Raw genomic sequence first — 22511 nt, 5'->3', positions numbered from 1 at the left:
CTGCGGCACCTCTCTGCGCGCGGGGTTCGGTCGTGTGCGGCCCGGCGGCTGCCCGGAGCGGGTCAGTAGTTGCCCAGTCCGCCGCAGACGTTGAGCGCCTGTGCGGTGATCGACGCCGCGGGCCCGGAGGCCAGGTAGCCCACGAGTGCGGCGACCTCCTGCGGCGTGGAGTAGCGGCCCAGGGGGATCTTCGCCTCGAACTGCTCCTGGACCTGCTCGGTGGTGGTGCCCAGGGCCGCCGCGTAGCCCTGCCGGACCCGTTCGGCCATCGGGGTCTCGACGTAGCCGGGGCAGACGGCGTTGACGGTGATGCCGGCCGGGGCCAGCTCCTTGCCCAGCGCCTTGGTGAAGCCGACGACGGCGTGTTTGGAGGCGGAGTAGGGGGCGCCCAGCACGACGCCCTGCTTCCCGGCCGTGGAGGCGATGTTGATGATCCGCCCGTGCGGGACACCGGTGATCCCGCCGTGGTTGAGGACCTCACGGGTGAGCCTGAAGACGCTGGTGAGGTTGGTGTCGATGACGTCGTGCCACAGCTCGTCGGTGATCGCGGCGGTGGGGCCGCCGCCGCTGCGGCCGGCGTTGTTGACCAGGACGGTGATCGGCCCCAACGCCTCGACGGCGGAGCGCACCAGGGCGGTCACGGAGTCGGCGGAGCGGACGTCGGCGGCCGCTCCCTCCACCTCCAGGCCCTCGGCGCGCAGGTCCTCGACGGTCTGCTTGACCTGGTCCGCGGTGCGTGCGCACAGGAAGACGCGGTGGCCGTGCCGCCCGAGTTCGCGGGCGACGGCGAGGCCGATGCCGCTGGTGCCCCCGGTGACCAGGGCCACGGGCCCCGGCGGTGTCGCTGTCGTCATCGGTGGGTCTCCCGTCCGGCGATGGTGCTCAACACCCTGTCCCGGCCCGCTGGAGGGACGGACGAGGCCGCCTGGAGAGCCGTGGCCCCGCGGCCGAGGCCGAGTTCGCTCAGCGCGCCCTCCCACGCCTCCACCGTCAGCCGGTCGCCGCGGGCGGCGAGGTATCCGTCGGGGCGGATCAGCAGCCAGCCGCCCGCGCCGAGGCCGAGCGTGTCGCGCAGCGTGCGGCCGGGGTCGGCCAGCGCGCCGGGCATGCTGCCGGGGCGGACGCCGACCGTCCGTACGGACAGCCAGCGGGTGTGCGAGGCCGTCGCGCGGGCCGCGGTCTCGGCCGGTACGGAGTCGGACTTCGGGTCGCCGGCCGACCACAGCAGTGTCCAGCGCACGTCCCGCAGTTCGGCGGCGAGGGCGTCGGCTCCGGGCTGCCCGGCGTGCACGGCGGCCGCCGCCGAGACCCGCTCCCCGGGTACGGGACCGGTGCCCGTGCCGGACGGTCGGGGCAGGCCGGTGACGTCCCGGCGCCGGACCCGGGATCCCGCGCCGGTCAGCGGGGGCCGCGTGGTGCGCGGCTCGTCGACGGGCAGGCTCAGCGAGGAGTCGGCGTACCCGATCCGCAGCCCGGACATGCCGCCGAGCACCTTGCGCTGGATGGCGCGCCGCAGCGGCGCCACGTTCCGTACGACGGTGAAGACGACCGGCAGCGCGACGCCGGCGAGCAGGTTCTTGAACTGCACCAGGGAGGTGGCCGTGCGGGTCGAGCCGAGCAGCGCCCGGCCGATGGGCACCCGTTCCTCGTCGTAGGTGTCGAGGAGTCCCCGGCCGGCGTGGCCGCGGGTGACGTCGGCGAGCTTCCAGGCGAGGTTGTACGCCTCCTGGATGCCGGTGTTCATGCCCTGTCCGGAGGCCGGGCTGTGGACGTGCGCGGCGTCGCCGGCGACGAAGACGCGGCCCTCGTGCATACGGGGCACCATGCGCTGCTGGAAGGTGAACACGGAGGTCCACTCGGGCTCGCCGACGGTGACGGGCGTGCCGAGTCCGGCGCTCAGCTTCTCGGAGAAGCGTCGCGCCGCCCCCTCCACGCCCTGCTTCCCGGGCGCGGTGTCGAGCAGCCGCCAGTTGCCCTCACGGGCGTAGGGGACCATCATCAGGGCCTGGCCGCCGGTGTGCACCCAGTAGATGCTGTCGGGCACCAGGTCGGTGCGCACGGGGGCGTCGGCGAGCATCCAGGTGTCGCGGCTCTCGCCGGTCAGCGGCAGGGCGAGCTGTTTGCGGACGGTGCTGTGCCCACCGTCGCAGCCGACGAGCCAGGCGGCCCGGCACGCCTCCTCGCCGCCGTCGGCGTGCTCCAGCCACACCCGTACCGAGTCGGTGTCCTGCTCGAAGCTCTTGACCTTCACGCCCCACTCGATGTCGACGCCCAGTGCGGCGACGGCCTCGCGCAGGACGGCCTCGGTGGCGGTCTGTTCGACGATGACGGTGTACGGGAAACGCGTGGGCATGCTCGAGTAGTCGGCCTGCAGGCGCACCAGGCGCCGGCCGGAGGCGAACATGGTGAACGCCCGGTTCTCCCGGCCCCGTTCGAGGAGGCCCTCGACGACGCCCATCTGGTCGAGGGTCTCCAGCGTGCGCGGGTGTACGGCGACCGCCCTGCTGGTACGGGCGGGCCCGGGCGCGGCGTCGACGAGGCGGACCCGCAGGCCGCGGCGCGCCAGTTCGTGGGCGGCGGTCAGGCCGACGGGGCCGGCGCCCGCGATCAGGACCTGGGGCCGCGGAGCGGCGGCCACGTCAGGCCGCCTCTACGGTCTCGTACAGCCCGGGTTCCGGCTGGGCGAGCGGCACGAGTTGCCGGACCAGCGCCTGGAACTCGTCGCTGCGCGCGGCCTGCTGGTGCGCGGAGGCGTCCTCCCAGACGGCGTACTCCAGGAAGACGTTCGGCTGACCTACGTGCCGCAGGGTGTGGTTGCTGACGTGGCCGGGCTGGGCGCTCATGTAGGCGGTGAGACGGTCCTTGACGGCGAGGAAGGTGTCGATGTCGCCGTGCACGGTCAGTTTGTTGACGAAGGTCACCACGGTGTCCTGCTCCTCAAAAGTGGTCATGCCGGGGGGCGTTGGGGCGTTGGGGCGATGTAGCGGTGGGGCGGTGGGGCAAGGCGGGCTGGGCGGGGGGCCGTCAGGCGGCCTGCTCGGCCGCGGCCCGCAGATGCAGCCGTTCGCGCAGTGCGCGGCGGGTGGGCTTGCCGCCGGGGTTGCGGGGGACGGCGTCGATGGCTTCGAGCCGGCGGATACGGTCGGCGTGGCCGAGGCGGGCGTTGGCGCCCTCGGCGACCGAGTCGAGCACGTCGAGGATGCCGGTGGCGGCTCCGCCGTGACCGGAGGGGATCTCCCGCAGGACGACGCCCGCCCAGACGAGGGCGCCGTGCTCGGGGTCGGGCCAGTCGGCGACGATGCACTCGGCGACCCGTGGGTCCTCGGCGAGGATGCGCTCGACGGCGCTCGGGGAGACGAGTTCGTTGTCGTGCTTGAAGACGTCGCTGAGCCGGTCGACGAGGTGCAGGCCACCGGCGTCGTCGAGGTATCCGACGTCTCCGGTGGTCAGCCAGCCCTCGGCGTCGATGGGCGAGGGCTCGTCGTCGTCCAGGTAGCCCGCCATCAACTGCGGGCCGCGGAACTGTATCTCGCCGGTGGACCAGACCTCGACGGGAGTCCGCCCGTCGAGTGAGACGACGCGGCACTCGGTGCCCGCGAGGGGAAGACCGACCGCCCCGGGGGCCGGGTTGGCGTCCAGCGGCTGGTTGCAGGCCAGCGGGGAGAGCTCCGCGAGGCCGTAGCCCTGGACGACGGGGACCCGCAGTGCGTCGCGCAGCCGGCGGGCGGCAGCCGGGGCGAGGGCACTGCCGCCGGACATCACGACCTTCAGCCGGGGCCCGGCCGGGACGCCCTCGGTACGTCCGTCGCCGAGCCGGTCGTCGGCGGCGAGGCGGTACAGCCGGGCGGGCAGCCCGTAGTAGTGGGTCGCACCGGCACGGGCCGCGACACCGAGGGAGGCGACCGGGTCGGGAAGACGGCACAGCACCTGCGAAGCACCCGCGTACATCGCCGAGTTGAGGTGCATGGCGTGGTACAGCGGCAGGTGGTTGACGGTGACCGAGTCACCGTCGAGGTCGTGGGCGAGGGCGATCTGGGCGGCGTTGGCGACGAGATTGCGGTGCGTGAGCCGCACTCCCCTGGGCCGTCCGGTGGTACCGGTGGTGAACTGCACGCAGGCCGGTGTTCCGGGGTCCGTCGGCGAGGGCTCGAACGGCGCGTGGGACACGGCGGCCAGGGCCGTGGCCAGCGGTACCGACGCACCGGGTACGACCCGGTCGGCCGCGTCGGTCACCACGATCGTGCGCAGCCGGGGCAGCCGGTCCTCCATCTTGGTGAGCAGTTCCGCGGTGGCGGTCGGCACGAAGGCGATCTCGATGCCGGCGGTCGCGCACAGATGGTGCAGGGCGGCCTCGCCCACCAGCGGGTTGATCAGGGCGACGGTGTGTCCGGAGCGGACGCTGCCGTAGTAGGCGGCGGGGAAGACCGTGTCCAGCGTGTTGGCCACGCCCACGACCGCGTGACGATCACCGAGGACGTGCGTGAGCCAGTGCGCGATGCGGTCGGCCTGCCGGTCCAGCACGGAGAACGTCACCGAAGCGAGCTCCGTCGCGATCGCCGTGCCGTGCGGATCGCGGTGTGCCGCCCGCCGCACCAGACCGTCCAGGGGGATCTCCGGGTACTTCAGCATCGTCACAGGTCGCCTCCTGGCGCCGGTCGGGCGGGAGTTGAGGTCTCAGCGTGCGGACGACCGGTCGAGGAAGTCTTGAAGAGCGCTCGACCCGGGCCGCAGGAACGGTCCACGCCATGCCGGTCGACAACTGCGTCCATCGGGCGAGCCGGTGGGTTCGCTCTCTTCGCGGTGGTGCCGCGCCCCGTGCCGGGTCGGCAGCTCCTCAGCCCTGGCGGGCTTGCGGTGCCCCGACGCGGTGGCCTCGCGACGTCGACGACTGCCGCGACGCGGCCCGCACAACAACTGATGGCGTGGCAGGGGCCGGTGAGGGTGGCGGGAGACACACGCGCGCCCGAGCGATCGAGTGCGGCCGCACTGTGGCGGGCTTTCGGTGGTGCGGGTCGGGACGGGGTGGAGTCGTGCTCAAGGTTCATGAGAAGGCGCCTGCACCGGTGTGGCGCCTGGCCACGTCCATGGCCCGAACGGACAGGCCAGCAAGGGCCGGAGGCGGAACCCAGGGTTCACTACCGGCTGTCAGATGACAGCTATAGAGCGTGACATCGCCAAAGAGCACCTGACCTGCGAAAACATAGGGAATGACCCAGATCGTGTGAACTGCCAGGCAGTTCCTAGGAACTGTGAGGGCGTCCACAGGAACTGGGTGCCACGATCCGAGGAACGCCCTAGATTGCCGTGACGGCAATGAGTCGACGTCGGCGAACTGCCCCTCGGGGCCCTCGCCGACGCCCCTCCGATTCCGTTCCAGCCATGCCCGGAAAGCAACCGACACGTCCTGTGGACTGAGTCGATTGACTTCCTGCTCATGTCCGTTAGGTTCATCAGGTCGGTGTCACAGCCGTCACTCCAGATGTCCGCCACCCCCGTACACGGAGGGTCCGTTGGGAGCAGCACGCAGACTGGTCGACGCCGACACAGGCGAGCCGATCCCTTATGCGCCGTACGCCTTCGCGGGCCGGCACACGCAGGTGGACAAGGCGCGCGTCGAGGCGATCACCGAATCCAAGGCGTTCACTCCCAGCCAGAAGTTCCTGGTCCTGTGGTGGATCGGCGTCTCCCCGGAGGGTATGGATCCGCTGAGGGCGACAGGAGCGGACATCGCCAAGAGAGTGGGAATGTCCACCGACGCCGTCGGCAGGATCAACCGTAAGTTGACCAAGCACCGAATCCTGATCGTGCGGGGGCGCATTGGGAACTACAACCTCTACCGGGTGAGCCCTTACATTGCTTTCCATGGGACTGGGCTCGAGCAGCGCGAAGCGGTGAAGACGTGCAATCCTCCGGACATCCCGGGCTTCAACGAAATGACCCCTGCACAGTGGGAGGCGCAGTGACCAGCGAGGACAAGCAGAAGAACCTGGAGCTTCTGCATGCCACGTCGGGTATGACCGCGAATCAGCGCCTCGTCGTCATGCTCTACGCCCTGCACCCGACCGACCGCGCGGGAGCCGTCGTGGAGACGGGAGCCAACCTCGCCGCACTGGTCGGCATGTCCGCCCCCGTCTTCTCCCGCACCCGCAAGCAGGTCATCGAGTCCGGCTGGCTCGAGGAGTCCGACAAGCTCGCCCACATTCGTTACTACCGCCTGAGCCCGAAGGCCCTCGGCGAGAACGTCGTCGTTCCGCTCCGCCGCGCAACGTGATGCGTCCCTGGGAGCGTTCCTCATTGTCGTCAGGTCAATGAGGAACGCTCCCAGGGACGTCTTCATTGACCTGACGCACAGCTGCCGCCGCCGACGCCGCCCGTTGTCGCCGCCGTCACCCGTTGCTGCCCCCGGCCCCGCCCGGCCCTGCTCGCGACGATTCCCGGCGCCCGATCGGCCGCCCGCCGCAGTCCGAATGCGCCCGAATCCGCTGTGCGGCCGCCTGACGGCCCGCTGAGCACCAAAACGTCTCCTCGTACCAGCCGCCGCGACTTCGGCCGCTCCAGGGGCCTTCCCGCGATCCACTTTTCAGCCATCGCAGGGAAAATCCGCACTCCACTCCCCCGCCGTACGTGACGTCACATGGGCCGTACGGCGCGAGTGTTGGCTCCACCCCAGCCGCGAACCCCGCTGACGGAAGGCGCGAGTTTGTTGTCCGCGGACAACAAGTGCGGGGTGACACGCGCTCGCCGGGGCTTCTGTGTCCATGGGGAGGTGAGTAAGGTAGCGCCATGACCGCGCCATACGACCCGAATGATCGGGAAAAGGTAGTAGCCAAACTGCCGGCTGAGCTGCGCAAGGAACTGAAGGTCCGGGCCGCGGAGTTGGGCAAGGACATCCAGGACGCCGTCACCGAGGGCGTCGAAGCCTGGCGGAAGGCCAAGGAACGTTCCGTCGTCGACACGAGCGGCGGCACCTCCTTCGCGACCTACCTGCCGGCCGGGCTGTACGGCAAGCTCAAGAAGGACAGCAAGGCACGCAACATCTCCTACAACCAGGGCATCGCCCAGTCGATCCGCCTGTGGCTCGACAGCAACCCCTCCCCCAGGCCCCAGGCCCCACGGGTCACCGGAGCCCGCCGGATCATCTTCGGCAACCAGAAGGGCGGCGTGGGCAAGACGTCGGTCTCCGCCGGTGTCGCCCAGGCCCTGGCCGAGTCCGGGCACCGCACCCTGCTCATCGACTTCGACCCGCAGGGTCACCTCACCAAGCAGCTCGGCTATCCCCTGCTCGACATCGACAGCGCGAGCCTCGCCAAGCACATGCTGGGCGAAGCCAAGGGAGAGCTCAACGAGTTGCTCGTGCCGATAAAGGGCGGCGACTTCGAAGAACATCTCTGGCTCCTCCCGGCGTGCAAGGACGCCTTCCTGCTCGACGCGAAGCTGGCGACCAGCAGGTCCGTGCGCATCAAGGAGACAGCACTGGAGAAGGCCCTCGAATCCCTGGAGCAGGACTTCGACTACATCATCGTCGACTGCCCCCCGAGCCTCGGCTACGCCATGGACACGGCGCTGTACTACTGCCGCACCCGTGAGAACGAGGAAGCCAACACGTCCGGCATCGTGATCCCGGTCCTGGCCGAGGACTCCTCCGCCGACGCCTACGACATGTTGTACGAGCAGATCCAGGACCTCATCGAGGACTTGAACGTCGCCATCTCGATGCTGGGCTTCGTGGTCAACATGTACGACAGCCGCAAGGGCTACGTCGCCACGTCGTCCCTTGATGAGTGGAACAACATCGGCGATCCGCCCGTCCTTGCGGTCGTTCCCGAACTGAAGGACCAGCGAGAGGCCGTCCGTGTGAAGAAGCCCCTGCTCGTGCACGCCCCCTACGGCGACCAGGCTGACGTCATGCGGACCGTGGCCCGGAGGATCAGCGCATGAGCGTCGCCGACAAGTTGGGTACCGGATCCTCGTTCGGCCAGGTCCCGCGAGGCCGCAGTGCCCGCGGTCGCGCCAAGGCGGTCGCCCAGGGCGACGTACCGTCCTACGAGCTCGTCCGGCTGCACCTGGACGAGGTCTCCCCCACCCCCCTCAACCCGCGCCGCAACTTCGGTTCGGACGAGGAGAAGACGCGCTTCGGTGAGGAGTTGCGGCAGGCCCAGCTGGCTGCCTGCGTGGCGGTGACCCGCGACGCCTATCTGACGCTGTGGCCCGAGCAGGCGGACCGGATCGGAACCGCCCAGCACGTACTCGTCAACGGTGAGCGCCGCTACCGCAGTGCCGTGCACGTCGGGTTGGAGGCCCTGGACTTCGTTGTCCGCGACGATCTCGCCTCGTCCCGTGAGCAGTTCATCAACCACCTGCTCAAGGAGAACCTCGACCGCGAGGACTTCGACGTCATAGAGCGCGCCCGTGGTGTGCAGCAGCTCGTCGACATCTGTGCGGAGAAGTCGGAACGGGGTGCTCGTTCCCGTGCCGCGGAGCAACTGGGCAAGGATCGGTCCTGGGTGACGAACCAGCTCTCGTTGCTGGAGCTGCCGCCGGAACTGCAGACCATGCTCAGTGCCGGCACCCTGCCCGAGCGCGACGGCCGGTCCCTCGCGCGCCATCTGAAGGAGAACCCGGGCGCCGACGCTGCCGCGCTGCTGGACCACCTCCAGCAGGTGAAGGAGACAGCCGCTCAGGCCAGGCAGCGGGAGAAGACGGTTCCGGAAAGTGCTCCGGACAACGTTCCGGTCAGCGTTCCGCAGACGGTGCCGGAAGCGGTCCAGGAAGCGGTCCCGGAGACTCAGCCCGCTCCTCAGCGGGTGAGTTTGTTGTCCGCGGACAACAAACTCACCGAGCCGGAGCCGGAGCCGGAGCCGGAGCCGGAGCCGGAGCCGGAACCCGCGACCCCCGCCGTCCGGAAGACGGACCCCGCGAAGCGGGAGCCCTCCCCGAACTTGTTGTCCGCGGACAACAAACCGGCCGAACAGAAGAGGCTGCCTCAGGAGCCGCCGTCGCCTCTGCCGAGCCAGCGCAACGACGTGGTCGCCACCCCGGCGGACGTGACAGAGCCGCAGGGAGGCCAGCCGAGGAAGCTGCCGTACGACGATCCGGCGTACGTGGCCATGCATCTCGAAAAGAAGATGGACTCTGCGAGCTTCCTCGAAGCCACCCGGCTGATGGCGTCGAAGTGCTGGGACAAGGCCGGGGGAGAGCCCTCGTTGGAGCTGCTGAAGGACATGCTGCAGACGGCGGCCCAGCGCGACCCCGAAGCCCTGCGCGCGCTGCTCGTGCAGTTCAGCACGGAAGCGTCGGCCTCCTGAGGCCATGCAGACCCGCCCGGCGGCGGGCCCCTACGCGCACTCGCCCTGACAGACCGCAGCACGTCTGTCAGGGCGAGCGTCCGTGGTGCGGGGGCAGGTTTCGGCCGTCGCCCGTTGCCCTCCGAGCGGTACAGGCAGCCCCCGAGGGCAGCCACCTGAGCGATTCGAGAAGAACCTACGTTTTGCGGCGCCAGTAGCGCTGCGCGCTCTGTGCGCCCACTGTGACGTGCGCCACTCCCGTGAGCCGTGAAGCCCACGCTCCGCATGGTGGTGAAACGTAAAGGTGCAGTTCTTCCGGCGTGACGCACCGTCAGGGGAGACGCGGCAGGCGCTCCTTGGTCACCGGTGCGTGATTTTCGCTGTTCCCCGCATGCGTGTTCGGCGGATCGGCCGGGTTGAGTAGTCGCCATGTACCGGCGGCGCGATGGCTGTGCGTCCGCCCCTTCCTGTCCAGCCCTCGCTGAAACCGAAGAGGACGCAAGAAGACTCATGACCGACGATGTCCGCGCGGAGGACGGCGGCAGTCCAGTAGCAGAGGCCGTGCTGCCCCTGCCCCTGGAGTTCGAGGCGCTCTACCTCGCCGCCCAGGATGACTTCCACCATTACGCCCTGCTCTACCTCGGCACCAACGACGCTGCTGAAGAAGCCGTGCACCGTGCGTTCCTCGAAATCCTGCGCCATTGGGACGCCCTGCTCGAAGAGCACAACCTGCTCCAGCAGACCTGGGCCATCGTGCGCCGGGTCGTCATATCGCAGTCGCTGCTCGTGTTCCGCCGGGAGCTGGCAGTGCTCCCCGGAGACATCGGTCTGTGGAAGGCCCTGAGCGCCCTGCCGCCGCGTCAGTTCGACGCGATCGTCATGCGCTACGTACTCGGCTGCGACACCCACAGGATCAGCTGGTACATGGGGGTCACGGCCAGCACGGTCGACTACCACTGTCGCAAGGCCAAGGAACGTCTGCAGGGCGCTGTGCCCTCGTACATCAAGAAGGAAGGGGACCGCAGGTGACGAGTGTGGAGGAGCGGCTGGCCGGGGCCGGCGCAGCTCTGCGGGAGGACCGGCGCGCCTTCGACGTGGGCGCCGGTCTGCGCCGGCTGGCCGAGGACGCGGGGTACGTCCCGGCCGGCCGGGACATGCCGGCCGTGTCGCGTGCCCGGCATCAACTGCGGGTGGTGGCACGCTGGGTCCTCAACCACCGGCAGGCCGCCGCTCATGTGGAGCGTCTGGTCGCCGCCATCGGGGAGGACGGCCCGGAGGAGGGCTGTACGCCGCTCGCCGACCTGGACGTCGACGGCGCGCAGGTCTTCGCGTGCATGCTCTACCTGGCCGGCCATCCCGAGAGCGCCCAGTTCTGGTGGCAGTTAGCCGCTGGCGCGGACCACGGGGCGGCCGCCTACTGCCTGTATCTGCACCACCTGGGCCGGGGGGAGATCCAGGAAGCCGACTTCTGGATCTACCAGTTGAAGTACTGCTTCGACGGGCCCGACGACGACTTCATCAAAGGCATGGGGCAGTTCGCCTTCTACGTCCGCGATCACTACCGTACGCCGTCCGCCGCACGGCACTGTCTGACCGCCGAGGTGGAGCGCCTCGCCAGTCGTGACGACACCGGTGGCGTACTGGTGTGGCGGCCCGACCGCGAGATCGCGGACCGCTTGCAGGAGTGCGCTCCTCCGCACTGAGAGCAGCAAAGCCGAGGTCCTGGAAACGGACCCCGGCTCGAGAGATCAGGCTGTCATGTGGTCAAGGACGGCAAAGGACTGCGTGTGATGTACGGACTGCGCGTGAGGTACGTGCGAGAGAGCTGGTGCCGGCGTCGGCGGCCGCCGGTGCGACAGCTGTAGGCAACGATGTCATATGCCCGTGGGGCTTCTCATGCGGAGTGATCCTGCAGCGCCGTGGCGACCTGTGCCTCGGCACGGGCGAGGTACGCCGTACGGGCCTCCTGGAAGCCTGGGCTGGCCACATGTTCTCGGATGTAGCTGTCCATACCCTCGCGGATGATCGCGTTGGCGGTCACGGACTCGATGGCGGCCACGGCATGGATCCGCTCCAGGAGTTGGCTCGGGAAACGGACGGACACGACAACCTGGCGGTCTTTTTCCTCGGTCTTCTTGCGCTCGCTGGACACAAGCTTCCCTTCGGTCGGGGCAGAGGCGGCCCCGGGTCCACGCCAGGATCGGGGCACGCCTCCCGCTCTGCGGTGCGCGCGCTGCGCGCGACTGACTGAACTACCCAAGAGTACGCGACTTCACGAAGTGCGTGTCGTCGTTGACACAGATATTATCGCGCACATAGACATCATGAAGGAAAACTCGTGAAGGCGCTGTGTCCTACGACACTTCAGATCTCTTATTGCATCATAAGTTTCCTGTAGTGCGTCATGGCATGCTCCATATGAGTGCCATGACGCTCATCCAGTAGTCTCAGAGCGGACCGAAGCGGGCCCCAACCGCTCACTGCGCAACCACCCCCCTGTCACAAGGAGTTGAACCCCTGATGAGCAAGCCTTTTCCCGGCGACGGTGTGAAGGTGCCCTACCGGGCCGACGGCATATCCGGCCTGAGCGCGTCCACGATCTTCGACACGCTTCGGACCTTCCGCGATGAACTCGAACAGGGCCAGGACGCCGACCAGAAGCTCCCGCAGGACGACGAACTGCGCCACGTCCGGGAGCTCGAGAGTCTCGACGATCCATGCCCTCCCTGGAACGGCCGCCCGGCACAGACCCGCTTCTGGGACACCTTCGAGGCATCCCTCATGCCCCGTATCGTGGGCGCCGTCCAGAAGGCACTCGACCGGGTGACCAACACCGCCGGCGTTCCGATCACCGTCATCGGCGCCAAGGGCAGCCTGGAGGAGCGCACCGACGACTTCCGCGAGCACATCCTCAACAGCCGTCCGGTCGTGTCGATCTCCGCCACCGGATGCCTGCGACGCCTCTTCGTCACCGGCGCCGCGAACGCCGCCTCCCTGTCCGTGCTGGTGTGGCTCCCCAACCACCCCCTGCACGCGGCCGCCGTGACCGTGGACTCGGCCCTGATGTCCGACTGCACCAATGCCCACCGGCTCCTGCCCGACGGCACCTGGATGCAGATGCTCGGCGAACCGCAGCTTCCCGACCCCGAACCCGGCCACATCGTCCTGCCCAAGTCCGTCACCGGCCTCGAGGACCGGCTGCGCCGCGAGTACAAGAACCTGATCGTCGTCGACGACACCAGCTCGACCATCATCCAGGCCGTCCTCAACCGTGCCGTGCCGGCCGCCATCCACGTCTCCGAGGGCGTCCTCAACAGCGCCATCGTCCTGGTCTCCGCCGGTCACGGGATGGCCGTACGCCTCTACAGCAACGGCGGCGCCGTCACCAGGCCCTGGGACGCCAGCAAGATCCTCTACAAGGCCGCCACCGGCAGCACCCCCTTCGTCGAGGGGCTCGTCATAGCCCGCGACGAGGTCACCGCCCGCCGCCTCGGCCGCCTCGTCGAGGACGAGACCGACCGCTTCGAACAGCTGGGCCTCACCGACGACTTCGACGACGAGGACCTGTAACCCGCCCCGTCCGCCCCGGTATCCCCGCACCACCCCCTGTACGTGAGCACACGAGCACTTCCCCCCGCCCGGCCGGCCCCGTACGGCCGAGCCATGTCCAAGGACAGTTCCGTGAGCGAACATCTGACCCTCATCGACCCCGACAGCAACACCGGACCGACCCCGGCCTGGAGCCTGATCCCGCCCCGCGCGGTCCGCCGGCGGCTCTACCGGACGATCCGGACCATCCGCAGGCCGGCCGGGACCCTCGCCCTGCCCGCCGTCGCCACCACCGGCACCCTGTACTTCACCCACGTACTGCCCCACGGCGATGCCCCCTTCGCCCTGGGCCTGACCGCTCTCGTCGTGCTGTACGACTCCGTCGTCACCGTGTGCCGCACCTGGCAGAGGACGAGCACCGCTGCGGCGCCGGGGGAGAACAGGACCACGGACTCCGCACGGGCCGTCTGACGCGCTCTCCCTCCCGTGGTGCCCCGCGGACCACAGAACCGGGGCACCACGGGCCTCCAGCGCCCAGAGAGCGGCCGTAAGCCGGCCGGGGGGACCTGTCAGCTGTCAGGCGGCGAAGCCGATATTGGTGACGTACTCGTACTGGCCCCACTCCGAACCGAGGTCCACGACCTGGTCGACCCACGCGTCGTCCAGCTCCCGCTCGTCGCCGGCGACCCAGGCCCGCACGATGCGGTCCCAGTGCCGGACGTTCATCGTGCGGAACGTCACCGGCCGCTGACGCGGCCGGTCGACCTGCGACTGGTTGAGCGGGTGGATCTCCACCCGGGTACCGCGCCCCTGCCGGTTGAGACGGGCCGCCAGATAGCGGCCGACGTTCTCCCGCCGCACCGTCCGGTACGCCTGCTCGACGCGCTCCAGGTTCTTCCGCGAGGGGGAGCGGGTGCCGGCGAGCCAGGCACGCAGGGTGCGGTCGGTGACGGTCAGTCCGGCCGCACGGGCCGCGGTGCGGGCGTGCTCGGTGCGGGTGAGGTAGTGCAGCCGGGCGAGCAGACCACGGCGAGCGGTGACGGGGGTGGCGATGTAGCCCGCGAGGCCGTCCAGTTGGCGGGCGACAGCCTCGTGGCCCTTGATGCCACGGGCACCGTATCTGCCGAACTCGATGTTCCGCTCAGGCATCGTCTCTTTCCGGATTCTCGGATCAGTGGATCAACTCTACGGCCTCGAGAAAGGACGTCGACCACGTCACAGAGGAAGCGTTATGCCGAGTTCCTGCATGGCGGTCGAGGGCGGGCCGCCCTCCGAGCGTTCGGTCTTGTAGCCCTTGACCCGGGCCCGGATGGTGCGCGGGTCGACGGCCTCGGCGGGCGCGCCGGTGGCGTAGAGACCCTCGGGCTCGCTGTCGCGGTCGTGGGGGAGGAGCCAGAAGACACGGCGGCGGAAGGTGCCGGAGGAGCGGGACGCCTTGGCTCCGGGCCCGAGCAGGGCGTATCCGACCATCCGGCCGTCGCGGTGGTACGGGGGTTTGCCGCGGCGGGTGGGCAGCCGGTCGAGGCTCTGGCGGACGTAGTCGAGGTCGGTGACGTCCTCGAGCCAGACGAGGTCGGTCTCCTGACTGATCTCGTCCTCGGTGATCAGGGAGCTCATGCCCTCTCCTCGTCGGCGAGCAGTCCGATGCCGGGATAGTACTTGCGCTGGTTGGACGTCATCATCTGCTTGGGCGAGGCCAGTCCGACCAGTTCGCGGGTGCGGGCGGCGAATGCGCGGGAGGTCATGTGCGGTGCGCCCTCATTCTGGCACCACGTCTTGTAGGCCGCGTACAGACCCGTCTGCTCGGCCCGCAGGTCGGGGTCGATACGGCAGCATTCCTCGTAGAAGCGTCCGGTGTGGTCCTCGGTCTCCGCGTACGCCGTGGTGGCGATGCGGACACGTTCGGGGCCGGTGAGGTCCTTGTCCCCGGCGAGATAGCGGCGGGCCCCGTCGATGAGCCAGCCCAGGATCCCGGGGCCCTCCTCGGTGACGAGGATGTCGGCCAGGTTGTCGATCTTCCGGTCGTCGGAGACGACGCGCTCGAAGGGGATCAGACGCATACGGCGCCAGAACGCGAAGCCGCCCGTGCCGACCTCGGGCCGGTGGTTGCCCAGCAGCCAGAGCTTGTGGGTGGGCTGGAAGCTGAAGAAGTCCTGCCGCATACGGCGGGCCTTGATGCGGTCGCCGCCGGTCAGGAGCTTGACGCGGGCTTCGTCGAACTTGTCGCCGTGCTTGACCTCGGAGCAGACGATGACGCGCCGTCCGTGCAGTTCGGCGAGGTCGGTGGGGTGGCCCTCGTAGGGGCGGGCCATGAGAAAACCGGGCGGGGCCGCGTCGGCGTAGTCCCCGAGCAGCTTCATCAGCACGTCCAGCAGGACGGATTTGCCGTTCTTGCCGGAGCCGAACAGGAAGGGGAGCACCTGCCCGCCGACGTCGCCCGTGACGGAGTAACCCAGCAGCAGTTGCAGGAACCCGATCATCTCCCGTCCCTCGGCGTCGTCGCCGAAGGTGTCGGTGAGGAACCGGTTCCAGCGAGGGGCGGCCATCTGCTGCGGGCCGACGCTCGTCGAGCGGGAGTGGAAGTCCTTGTTGGGGTCCGGGGTCTTCACCAGACCCGTGCGCAGGTCGACGATGCCGTCCGGGGTGCACAGCGCATACGGGTCGGCGTCCAACCGGGCTGCGTTGAGAACCATGCCGGGCGCCGACTTGGCCTGCGAGAGCATGGCGTTCATACCGGTGGTCGACAGGGCACGGCGCCGGTGCTTGTGCAGCGCCTGGGTACTGAACACGCCCCGCGGGTCGTGATGCGCGATGCTCTCGGCGAGGTCCCCGGCGGCCCAGACGACGGTGTCGTCCTCGTCGATCTGCCACCGCGTGGTGTCCCACCGGTACCAGCCGAGTCCGGGGACGTGCCGGTAGTCGTTGGCGTACAGCTTCACGAACAGTTTGGCGTTGCCGCGGTCGGACAGCGTGTCGGGGAGCAGCCCGGCCGCCGTCGCCTGCCCGGTCGTGGGCGGGGGAGTGGCCTGGGCGGGGAAGAGCGCGGGCTTCTGACCCTGCTTGAGGATCTGCTCGGCCACGGCCTGGGGGTCGAAGTCGAAGAGGACGTCGTCGTTGCCGGAGGTGGTCATGAGCGGCTCCCGGGCTGCAACGGGCGCTTGAGGCCGGCTGCCATGCCGCTGCGGATGATCTGCTGGATCCGGCGTTCCTGACCGGGGCGGGCGGTGAGCGCCGCCTCCGACAGGACGCGTTCGGCCCGCTCCTGGGCCAGCTGCCCGCCCGCGACGAGACCGCCGAGGGTGTAGGCGGCACGGTTGAGGGCGTCGGAGAAGCCTGCGCCCTCGCTGACCTGGCCGCAGGCTTCGACGGCGGCCAGGGCGGACGCGAGGGCGCGCTCGGTGCGGCCGCGGCCGCCGCCCGCGGCGAGCACGGCCTGCTGGGCGCGGGGCGGCACCGGGCGCGGGGCGGGGATGTCGGACGCGGGCAGATGACCGGTGCGCTCGAGCTCCTGGGCCAGCCAGGAGGGCAGCACGGCGGGCTGCCGGACGTCTCCCACCACCTGGTAGCTGCCGGCGCCTGTAGTGGTACCAGGAGCGATGATGTAGCCGCCGTGCGCGCGGACGTCGACCTGCCAGGCGAGCGCCCGGCCGGAACCGGAACCGGCGGAGCACTGCCAGCGCCGGTTGTCGCCCGCCCGGTACCAGACGTGCAGGCCCCCGGACGGGGTGCGCACGCGCAGCGTCGCCTCGTCGTCCGCGGGGCTGGGCACCCCGCGCAGGGCGGCCAGCACGGCGAGGGTGTGGAACCCCGTTGCCAGGCCGGAGAGATCGACGTCCTCGGCGATCGGGATGCCGGGCAGGATGCGGTCCCGGGCGGGCGGCTGTGCCGCGTGGGCGTCGATGTCGATGACGACGAGGCCGGCCGGGCCGCAGGCGACTCCGATGCCGAACCGGGGCTGCTCGCCCCACCACTGGTCGATGCGCTGCAGATCGAGGGTGGCGGCGTGGAAGCCGTGGCACCAGCGACCCGCGGCCAGGCAGGGGCAGCCGTCGTGGGTGTGCCCGGGCCGCCTGCAGTCGGCACAGTTCGCCGCGGGGGTCTTCCGTCCCGGAGCCAGCGGATGCACGGGCCAGCCCTGCCGGGCACACCAGCGGGCCGTGGCCAACGACCGGCCGGCGGTTGACGCGTCCAAGACAGCCCGCCGTGAGTCGCTGCGAGAATTCCGCAGCTCAGCAGGCATCTTGCTCCCCTATCAGCGACCGAAGCGACTCAACGACTGACACACCCTAGCGAACAGCCGACTCCAGGGCGTGGAGCACCTGGGAAGAGCTGAGGTGTGTCTGACGCGGCCGTTTCCGTACGGCAGCGACTGAACCAGCGACCCAGCGACTGAAGGCGTTCAGTCGCTGTTTTTTCCGCGATGACAAAACACCAGGTCACACCATGTGTGGCAGACCAAACAGCGACTGAAGCGACTGAACTTCTCTATCTATCACGCACACGAACACATCAAAACTCCCTCATATATAGGGCCCTTCAGTCGCTTCAGTCGCTGCTCTTCTTGGGTCACAGCCTCTGACCTGCACTTTTCTCAGCGACTGAAGCAGCGACTGAAAGTATCCTGAGTCGCTGTTCTTCAGTCGCTGCTCGATCGGGTGGCAGCGACCGGAGCGACCGACCCTGGACGTCCGTTCCACCGGGAGCCCGTACGAACTGTGCCGGGCCTCTAGTCGCTTCGGTCGCTCGGTCGCTGCTCGCAGGCCCGTTCGACCACCGGACCGCGTCGCGTCCCCGGCCCTCTGCGCAGCGCGGCGGGACACGAAGGCCATGATCACTCGGCGCGGATACCGGGAAGGTGTACTGCGGTTGCGGAAGCGGCTGAAGGAAGCGGCGACGGGAGACGACGAGTGAGTGAGCGACCTGGGCGTGACTGGACGCGTATGACCCCGGACGACTTCGACCAGGAGGCGCCGCTGCGCCAGGACGTGGACGCCGACTCGGCCACGGTCCCGGCCGTCCCCGACGAGTGCGGCACGCCCCCGCTGTTCGGCGACGAGCCGCCCGCTCAGGCCCGTTCGGACACGGGGCGGTACGCCGCCCAGCCCGACCGCTCGACCCCGCTCGTAGAGCAGCCTGAGCTGTTCTGACCGGGGGAGTCCTCCTGGCTCTCCCGACCCGGCTGCGCGGGATCGGGGGAGCGAGCCGGTCGGGGGCGCTTCAGGCCGCGGCCGTCGGGCTCACTGCCTCGGCGGCGCGGCGGTATTCGGCGTTGATACGGCGGGCTTCTTCGAGTTGGTCCTCGAGGATGACGATGCGGCAGGCGGCCTCGATGGGCGTGCCCTGGTCGACGAGCTCCCGGGCACGGGCGGCGATGCGCAGTTGGTAGCGGGAGTAGCGGCGGTGACCGCCGGCGGAGCGCAGGGGCGTGATGAGCCGGGCCTCACCGATGGCCCGGAGAAACCCCTGCGTGGTGCCGAGCATCTCGGCGGCCCGGCCCATCGTGTAGGCGGGATAGTCGTCGTCGTCGAGACGGCCGTACGCGTCGTCCGCTGTCACTTGCACCTCTCTGCGAAATTCCGTGGAGCGCGTCGAGGGGCCCTGGTGCCATATGGCACCAGGGCCCCGAAGGAACTGCTACACCATCTGCCGGCCCTGGTACTGCGCCGGCCTGCTGTTTCCACAGACCCGACCAAGACACTGTCGGGACTGCTCGGATCGCGGTTGCTTGACCGGAGACCACCTCACTGTCGATGTCCTGCGGTACCCGGGCTCAACATGCCACCCGGGCGATCCTGATGGCGCTTCCGCTCCTCCGTTCATCCCTCTGCATCACTTGCTTTCTGCCCGGTACGCGCGCCCGCAGCCGACGCCTTTACCGGGGTACTGCACACGTACTCCGCTGCTGTTTGTGGTGGCCCCTGATCACTGCGGGCCACCCGGTCCGGCCGTCAGTCCCGTCGCCGTCCTGCAACCGCTCTGGCTTCGGAACTCCACCGCCGTACCGTCCTGCGAACTGCAACTGCATGAACTACTGGTGCACTGCTGCCCGGCAGTTCGTCTCTGCCAGGCCCTGCTGTCTCTCTGGGCTACGAGAAGAACCATACCCACGACGCAGCCCAATGTCTATTCTCGCCACGACAGATTTTCGCGCGTTGGACGGTGAGCTAGTCGTCGGCCGATGGGATGGTCGGTTTCCCCACCCGATTGCCGGGCATCCGCTGAACGATCGGCCGTACAGCGGCAAGCCAGATCCGGCGCAGTGTGCCGGAGGAGGACGGAGGTCCACCGTGTTGAAGGCAATCGCAGATGTTCTTCGGTCCATCGGCGGCGCCATCGCTACTGTCGTCACGCTGCCGTTCCGGGCCGTGGCCCGACTGTTCGGCGGCGCGTCGAGCTCCGCGCACGGACACCACTGACAGGCTTCCGGCCCGACGCCGCGCAGGCATCCGAGCCTCACGACCCAACCTTCAAGGGTGAGGCTCAAGAACCTAGAGGCTCAGAGCTCAGGACTTGACCAGGCCCGGCTGGACTCCCCCCTCCAGCCGGGCCCACGTCTGCCCAGCCGACGACGACCGACTCTTCTGTGAGCATCGGGAGGGCATCGGAAGAACAGGGGAAGCCATGGCGCCCTGGTCTCCGCCTGTCTGTTCCAGTCTGTGCCTGGCTGATCCGCCACGCGGCCGGACGGCGGAAACCGTCCCCTGCCGGGCGCGCCGGGGAGTGCCCACGGTGGCGCGGTCTCTGGGGCGTTCACCCTGGGGTGTGCCGGACCGAGCCGCCGAAGCACGAGGACGGCGACGTCATCGCACGCCTCGCTCACCGCTTGCCGTGGCTGTGGCCGTAAGTCGGTGAGGGGCAGACCTCACCGCCGATCTGAAAACTGCGCCGTCACGACGACGCACGGCGTCTGTCGCACAACGGTGGCGCGGTAGATCAGCACAGCAGGCCGGCGGTCGCCGTACCTGCCACACAAGCCACAGCTGCCGGACGGACTTGCCGTCACGGGAGGACCCACTTCGGCACCGAAGCCTTCCGCGAGGTGAGCCTCGTCTTCACCCCGGTGGTCGCCCTCACCAGCGCGGCGTTCAGCTTCTTCTTCGCCAGCGGCGACGGCCCGCCGACCGACGCCGCGGCGCCCCGAGCGGTCCTGCTGGACCACTCCGACGCCTTGAACGAGAGACACGTCGACTACGAAGCCATCGTGGGACTCTCCTCCCTCGCCCTCGTCTCCAAGGGCCCGGACGGTGTCGAAGCGCTGGCGCTCGCCGACAACTCGCCCGGCCTGCTCTTCCCGCTCACCCTCGGCAGCCCGTTCGACCTGAACCCCACCGCCGACACCGCCCACACACTGCGCCGCGCGAACGGGCAGAAATTCCCCCAGTGGTACGACGGTGAGGGCCTGGTCCTCGACCTGGCCGCCTGCCCGGCAGGCGGCCCCGGAGCGGTCGTCAGGCCCGTCTCGAACCACGGCAACCCCCTGGTGGACAACGTGGAGGGCATGGCCGTGGGCAAGAAATGGACCACAGGCCGCTACCAGGGCTGGCAGCCCCTGTACCTGATCTGTGACGACAACAACAGCGTCGACCAGATCACCCGGCTCTACTCCCCGGCGATCCGGCCCAAGCCATAGCGCCCGGGCCGGCCAAGGGCCTTCTCACGCCAGGGCTTCGGACGCCGCGAGGAACGTGGACACCAGCTGTCGCGCCCAGTCGCCGGAGGCCGGCTGGGCGCTGAAGATGGCGCGGTAGTACAGGGGTCCGAGCAGGAAGTCGACGGCGTTCTCCACCTCGGGGGCGCGGCCGCCGCGGGAGCGTTCGCGCTCGATGATGGCGCTGAGCTGCTCGTGGCGGTCTCCGATGCAGGCGCAGCCGCCTTCCGGTCCGGAGCCGATGGTGGCCCGCATCAGGGCGAGGGTGTCGGGATCGGTGAGGTCGGTGGCCACGTCGCCGAGCCAGCGTTCGAGGTCACCGACGAGGGTTCCGGTGTCGGGCACGACGACGTCGCCGCTGAATCGGCTGGTGGCGACGTCGGTCAGGAGCTGGGCGGCTGAGCCCCAGCGCCGGTACACCGTGGTCGGGTGCACCCCTGCGCGGGCGGCGACGGCGGGGATCGTCAGGGCTTCCGCGGGTTCCTCCGCGAGGAACTGCGCGACGGCGTGGTGCACGGCCGCCCGGACCTTCGCGGAGCGTCCACCGGGGCGTACCTGAGTCGGAGCGTCTGGAGCGTCAACCATGAAGAAATTATCGCACCGATCGTTGCGTTAGTGGTAGCGTCCTTAACGCATCGATCACTGCGTTTGGAGAGAGCTGTGTCCGTCTCCGCCCTGCCCGAGAACCAGACACCCCCACCGCCCGACACCGCAGACCCCACCGACACCCCAGACACCGCAGAGGCAGCCGAGGCCGCCGCGCCACCCCGCCGAAGCCGCCGCGAACTGAACCGGCCGACCGCCTTCGCCGCCCTCGCGGTCGTCTTCGTGCTCTTCATGGCGGCATCCAGCGCGCCGTCACCCCTCTACGTCGTCTACCAGCAGCAGTGGGACTTCTCCGCGACCACCCTCACCACGGTGTTCGCCGTCTACGTACTCGGGATGATCGCGGCCCTGCTGGTGCTCGGCGCCCTGTCCGACCACCTCGGCCGCCGCCCCGTCCTGCTGTCCGCGATCGCACTCGAAGCGGCGTCGATGGCGCTCTTCCTCACCGCGGACGGCGTGCCCCTGCTGCTGACCGCACGGCTGGTCCAGGGCGTCGCCACCGGAGCCGCCATGACCGCCCTCGGCGCGGCCCTCGCCGACCTGAACCCCACCCACGCGCCCCACCGGGCCGGCGTCGTCACCGGCGCGGCACCCACCTTCGGACTGGGGCTCGGCGCCCTGGGCTGCGGCATCCTCGTCGAGTACGGGCCACACCCCACCCGCCTCGTGTACGTGCTGCTGCTGGCGGGCCTCGTCCTGGCCGCGGCCCTGGTGACAGCACTGCCCGAGACCTCGCTGCGGCGGCCCGGAGCGGCCCGCTCACTCCAGCCCCGTCTCAGGGTCGCGCCCCACCTGCGGACGGACCTGCTGCGCCTGGTGCCGATCCTCGTCGCGAGCTGGGCGCTGGGCGGCCTCTACCTCTCCCTCGGACCGTCGGTCGCCGTGGGCCTGTTCGGCCTCTCCAGCCACGTCGTCGGCGGACTGGTCGTCACCCTGCTGACCGTACCGGCCTGCCTGACCGCGATGGCGCTGCGCGGCTGGCCCGTGTCACGCACCCTCGCACTCGGCGCCGGCCTCCTGCTCACCGGCACGGCCGTCGCCCTGACGGGGGTCGAGGAGGACTCGCTGCTCACCGCGGCAGTCGGCACCCTGGTCGCCGGGATCGGATTCGGCGCCTCCTCCCTCGCGAGTTTCGGCACGCTGGCCCGGATGGCCGCACCCTCCGAACGCGGCGAACTGTTCTCCGTGGCCTTCGTCATCTCCTACCTGTCCTTCAGCGTCCCCGCGGTCGCCGCCGGGATCGCCGCCACCCACACGGGGCTCTACGAGACGACCGTCGCCTACGCCGCCACGGTCGCCGTCCTCGCCGCCCTCGCACTGCTCGCCCAGTGGCTTCACTCCCGCCGGGCCCGCGGAGCCGACCGAGAAGACGGAAAGCGGTGAACACCGCATTGACCTGCCGTTGGACGCGGACGCGGCGCGAC

The 22511-nt window shown here is 69.7% G+C and carries 23 protein-coding genes; 12 read left to right on the top strand and 11 right to left on the bottom strand.

Going from position 1 to position 22511, the window contains the following annotated elements:
• Nucleotides 1-62: 62 nt before the first annotated feature.
• The 4 genes from fabG to ACFYXC_RS29440 form a co-directional block, all read right to left on the bottom strand.
• A complete protein-coding gene (gene fabG / locus ACFYXC_RS29455) occupies nucleotides 63-854 on the bottom strand; it encodes a 3-oxoacyl-ACP reductase FabG (protein ID WP_389554972.1) in 792 nt (263 codons plus the stop codon).
• Nucleotides 851-2638, bottom strand: coding sequence for an FAD-dependent oxidoreductase (locus ACFYXC_RS29450; RefSeq protein WP_389554971.1), 1788 nt, complete (start codon nucleotides 2636-2638; stop codon nucleotides 851-853). The genes fabG and ACFYXC_RS29450 overlap by 4 nt, the downstream gene beginning before the upstream one ends.
• Before the next feature lies 1 nt (nucleotide 2639).
• The gene (locus ACFYXC_RS29445) at nucleotides 2640-2951 is read right to left on the bottom strand and encodes an antibiotic biosynthesis monooxygenase family protein (protein WP_389554969.1); all 312 of its coding nucleotides are present in this window, start codon (nucleotides 2949-2951) and stop codon (nucleotides 2640-2642) included.
• Between the two features lie 73 nt (nucleotides 2952-3024).
• Nucleotides 3025-4629, bottom strand: coding sequence for a class I adenylate-forming enzyme family protein (locus ACFYXC_RS29440; protein ID WP_389555057.1), 1605 nt, complete (start codon nucleotides 4627-4629; stop codon nucleotides 3025-3027).
• 881 nt (nucleotides 4630-5510) lie between these two features.
• Here ACFYXC_RS29440 and ACFYXC_RS29435 point away from each other — a divergent pair.
• The 6 genes from ACFYXC_RS29435 to ACFYXC_RS29410 all read left to right on the top strand — a co-directional run bounded on the left by ACFYXC_RS29435 (nucleotide 5511) and on the right by ACFYXC_RS29410 (nucleotide 10987).
• Nucleotides 5511-5963 (top strand): MarR family transcriptional regulator, encoded by a 453-nt coding sequence (locus ACFYXC_RS29435; protein ID WP_388915924.1) that lies wholly within the window; start codon nucleotides 5511-5513, stop codon nucleotides 5961-5963.
• Nucleotides 5960-6271, top strand: coding sequence for a replication initiation protein, RepL2 (locus tag ACFYXC_RS29430; protein WP_388915927.1), 312 nt, complete (start codon nucleotides 5960-5962; stop codon nucleotides 6269-6271). Before ACFYXC_RS29435 ends, ACFYXC_RS29430 begins: the two co-directional genes overlap by 4 nt.
• Before the next feature lie 512 nt (nucleotides 6272-6783).
• Entirely contained in the window at nucleotides 6784-7938 is a 1155-nt protein-coding gene (locus ACFYXC_RS29425) for a ParA family protein (protein WP_388915930.1), read from the top strand.
• A complete protein-coding gene (locus ACFYXC_RS29420; RefSeq protein ID WP_389554966.1) occupies nucleotides 7935-9305 on the top strand; it encodes a ParB/RepB/Spo0J family partition protein in 1371 nt (456 codons plus the stop codon). The genes ACFYXC_RS29425 and ACFYXC_RS29420 overlap by 4 nt, the downstream gene beginning before the upstream one ends.
• Nucleotides 9306-9794: 489 nt before the next feature.
• Nucleotides 9795-10313, top strand: a complete 519-nt coding sequence (locus ACFYXC_RS29415; RefSeq protein ID WP_388915936.1) for an RNA polymerase sigma factor — start codon at nucleotides 9795-9797, stop codon at nucleotides 10311-10313.
• Entirely contained in the window at nucleotides 10310-10987 is a 678-nt protein-coding gene (locus ACFYXC_RS29410) for a hypothetical protein (RefSeq protein WP_388915938.1), read from the top strand. The genes ACFYXC_RS29415 and ACFYXC_RS29410 overlap by 4 nt, the downstream gene beginning before the upstream one ends.
• 191 nt (nucleotides 10988-11178) lie before the next feature.
• Here ACFYXC_RS29410 and ACFYXC_RS29405 read toward each other — a convergent pair whose 3' ends face one another.
• A complete protein-coding gene (locus ACFYXC_RS29405) occupies nucleotides 11179-11436 on the bottom strand; it encodes a hypothetical protein (protein WP_388915941.1) in 258 nt (85 codons plus the stop codon).
• A gap of 368 nt (nucleotides 11437-11804) precedes the next feature.
• On the opposite strand from ACFYXC_RS29405, the gene ACFYXC_RS29400 reads away from it, so the two are divergent.
• Nucleotides 11805-12854, top strand: coding sequence for a hypothetical protein (locus tag ACFYXC_RS29400; protein ID WP_389554964.1), 1050 nt, complete (start codon nucleotides 11805-11807; stop codon nucleotides 12852-12854).
• A 111-nt stretch (nucleotides 12855-12965) separates the two neighbouring features.
• Nucleotides 12966-13304 (top strand): hypothetical protein, encoded by a 339-nt coding sequence (locus ACFYXC_RS29395; RefSeq protein WP_388915947.1) that lies wholly within the window; start codon nucleotides 12966-12968, stop codon nucleotides 13302-13304.
• Between the two features lie 105 nt (nucleotides 13305-13409).
• On the opposite strand, the gene ACFYXC_RS29390 is transcribed toward ACFYXC_RS29395, so the two are convergent.
• The 4 genes from ACFYXC_RS29390 to ACFYXC_RS29375 all read right to left on the bottom strand — a co-directional run bounded on the left by ACFYXC_RS29390 (nucleotide 13410) and on the right by ACFYXC_RS29375 (nucleotide 17073).
• Entirely contained in the window at nucleotides 13410-13982 is a 573-nt protein-coding gene (locus ACFYXC_RS29390) for a transcriptional regulator (protein ID WP_389554962.1), read from the bottom strand.
• 66 nt (nucleotides 13983-14048) lie between these two features.
• Complete coding sequence (locus ACFYXC_RS29385; protein ID WP_388915953.1) at nucleotides 14049-14450, bottom strand: DUF6009 family protein; 402 nt, start codon at nucleotides 14448-14450, stop codon at nucleotides 14049-14051.
• On the bottom strand, nucleotides 14447-15964 hold the full coding sequence (locus ACFYXC_RS29380; protein ID WP_389554960.1) for a phage/plasmid primase, P4 family: 1518 nt from the start codon (nucleotides 15962-15964) through the stop codon (nucleotides 14447-14449). Before ACFYXC_RS29380 ends, ACFYXC_RS29385 begins: the two co-directional genes overlap by 4 nt.
• Nucleotides 15961-17073 carry a bifunctional DNA primase/polymerase gene (locus tag ACFYXC_RS29375; RefSeq protein WP_389554959.1) on the bottom strand — a complete coding sequence of 371 codons (1113 nt, stop codon included), beginning with the start codon at nucleotides 17071-17073 and terminating at the stop codon, nucleotides 15961-15963. The genes ACFYXC_RS29380 and ACFYXC_RS29375 overlap by 4 nt, the downstream gene beginning before the upstream one ends.
• A 667-nt stretch (nucleotides 17074-17740) precedes the next feature.
• Between ACFYXC_RS29375 and ACFYXC_RS29370 the strand changes: the two genes are divergently transcribed.
• Nucleotides 17741-17980 (top strand): hypothetical protein, encoded by a 240-nt coding sequence (locus ACFYXC_RS29370; protein WP_388915962.1) that lies wholly within the window; start codon nucleotides 17741-17743, stop codon nucleotides 17978-17980.
• 70 nt (nucleotides 17981-18050) lie between these two features.
• Here ACFYXC_RS29370 and ACFYXC_RS29365 read toward each other — a convergent pair whose 3' ends face one another.
• A complete protein-coding gene (locus ACFYXC_RS29365; RefSeq protein ID WP_388915965.1) occupies nucleotides 18051-18389 on the bottom strand; it encodes a MerR family transcriptional regulator in 339 nt (112 codons plus the stop codon).
• Between the two features lie 731 nt (nucleotides 18390-19120).
• Between ACFYXC_RS29365 and ACFYXC_RS29360 the strand changes: the two genes are divergently transcribed.
• Together ACFYXC_RS29360 and ACFYXC_RS29355 are read left to right on the top strand one after the other, a co-directional pair.
• Entirely contained in the window at nucleotides 19121-19249 is a 129-nt protein-coding gene (locus tag ACFYXC_RS29360; protein WP_263973004.1) for an LPFR motif small protein, read from the top strand.
• A 623-nt stretch (nucleotides 19250-19872) separates the two neighbouring features.
• A complete protein-coding gene (locus ACFYXC_RS29355; protein ID WP_389554956.1) occupies nucleotides 19873-20463 on the top strand; it encodes a hypothetical protein in 591 nt (196 codons plus the stop codon).
• Between the two features lie 24 nt (nucleotides 20464-20487).
• Here the strand turns inward: ACFYXC_RS29355 and ACFYXC_RS29350 are convergent, their stop codons facing one another.
• A complete protein-coding gene (locus ACFYXC_RS29350) occupies nucleotides 20488-21066 on the bottom strand; it encodes a TetR/AcrR family transcriptional regulator C-terminal ligand-binding domain-containing protein (protein WP_389554954.1) in 579 nt (192 codons plus the stop codon).
• Nucleotides 21067-21141: 75 nt separating this feature from the next.
• Between ACFYXC_RS29350 and ACFYXC_RS29345 the strand changes: the two genes are divergently transcribed.
• Nucleotides 21142-22470, top strand: a complete 1329-nt coding sequence (locus tag ACFYXC_RS29345) for an MFS transporter (RefSeq protein ID WP_389554952.1) — start codon at nucleotides 21142-21144, stop codon at nucleotides 22468-22470.
• The last annotated feature ends 41 nt before the right edge of the window (nucleotides 22471-22511 follow it).

The organism is Streptomyces sp. NPDC002701, assembly GCF_042889045.1.
In the GTDB taxonomy this organism is placed as follows: Bacteria; Actinomycetota; Actinomycetes; order Streptomycetales; family Streptomycetaceae; genus Streptomyces.
The sequence above is the reverse complement of the archived record's forward strand: the minus strand, read 5'-3'. Positions and strand labels throughout refer to the sequence as shown.

Bases quoted from the DNA above. Each gene is read 5' to 3' on its own strand.
- fabG (WP_389554972.1), bottom strand. From the start codon at position 854: ATGACGACAGCGACACCGCCGGGGCCCGTGGCCCTGGTCACCGGGGGC.
- ACFYXC_RS29445 (WP_389554969.1), bottom strand. From the start codon at position 2,951: ATGACCACTTTTGAGGAGCAGGACACCGTGGTGACCTTCGTCAACAAA.
- ACFYXC_RS29440 (WP_389555057.1), bottom strand. From the start codon at position 4,629: ATGCTGAAGTACCCGGAGATCCCCCTGGACGGTCTGGTGCGGCGGGCG.
- ACFYXC_RS29425 (WP_388915930.1), top strand. From the start codon at position 6,784: ATGACCGCGCCATACGACCCGAATGATCGGGAAAAGGTAGTAGCCAAA.
- ACFYXC_RS29420 (WP_389554966.1), top strand. From the start codon at position 7,935: ATGAGCGTCGCCGACAAGTTGGGTACCGGATCCTCGTTCGGCCAGGTC.
- ACFYXC_RS29415 (WP_388915936.1), top strand. From the start codon at position 9,795: ATGACCGACGATGTCCGCGCGGAGGACGGCGGCAGTCCAGTAGCAGAG.
- ACFYXC_RS29400 (WP_389554964.1), top strand. From the start codon at position 11,805: ATGAGCAAGCCTTTTCCCGGCGACGGTGTGAAGGTGCCCTACCGGGCC.
- ACFYXC_RS29390 (WP_389554962.1), bottom strand. From the start codon at position 13,982: ATGCCTGAGCGGAACATCGAGTTCGGCAGATACGGTGCCCGTGGCATC.
- ACFYXC_RS29385 (WP_388915953.1), bottom strand. From the start codon at position 14,450: ATGAGCTCCCTGATCACCGAGGACGAGATCAGTCAGGAGACCGACCTC.
- ACFYXC_RS29380 (WP_389554960.1), bottom strand. From the start codon at position 15,964: ATGACCACCTCCGGCAACGACGACGTCCTCTTCGACTTCGACCCCCAG.
- ACFYXC_RS29375 (WP_389554959.1), bottom strand. From the start codon at position 17,073: ATGCCTGCTGAGCTGCGGAATTCTCGCAGCGACTCACGGCGGGCTGTC.
- ACFYXC_RS29350 (WP_389554954.1), bottom strand. From the start codon at position 21,066: ATGGTTGACGCTCCAGACGCTCCGACTCAGGTACGCCCCGGTGGACGC.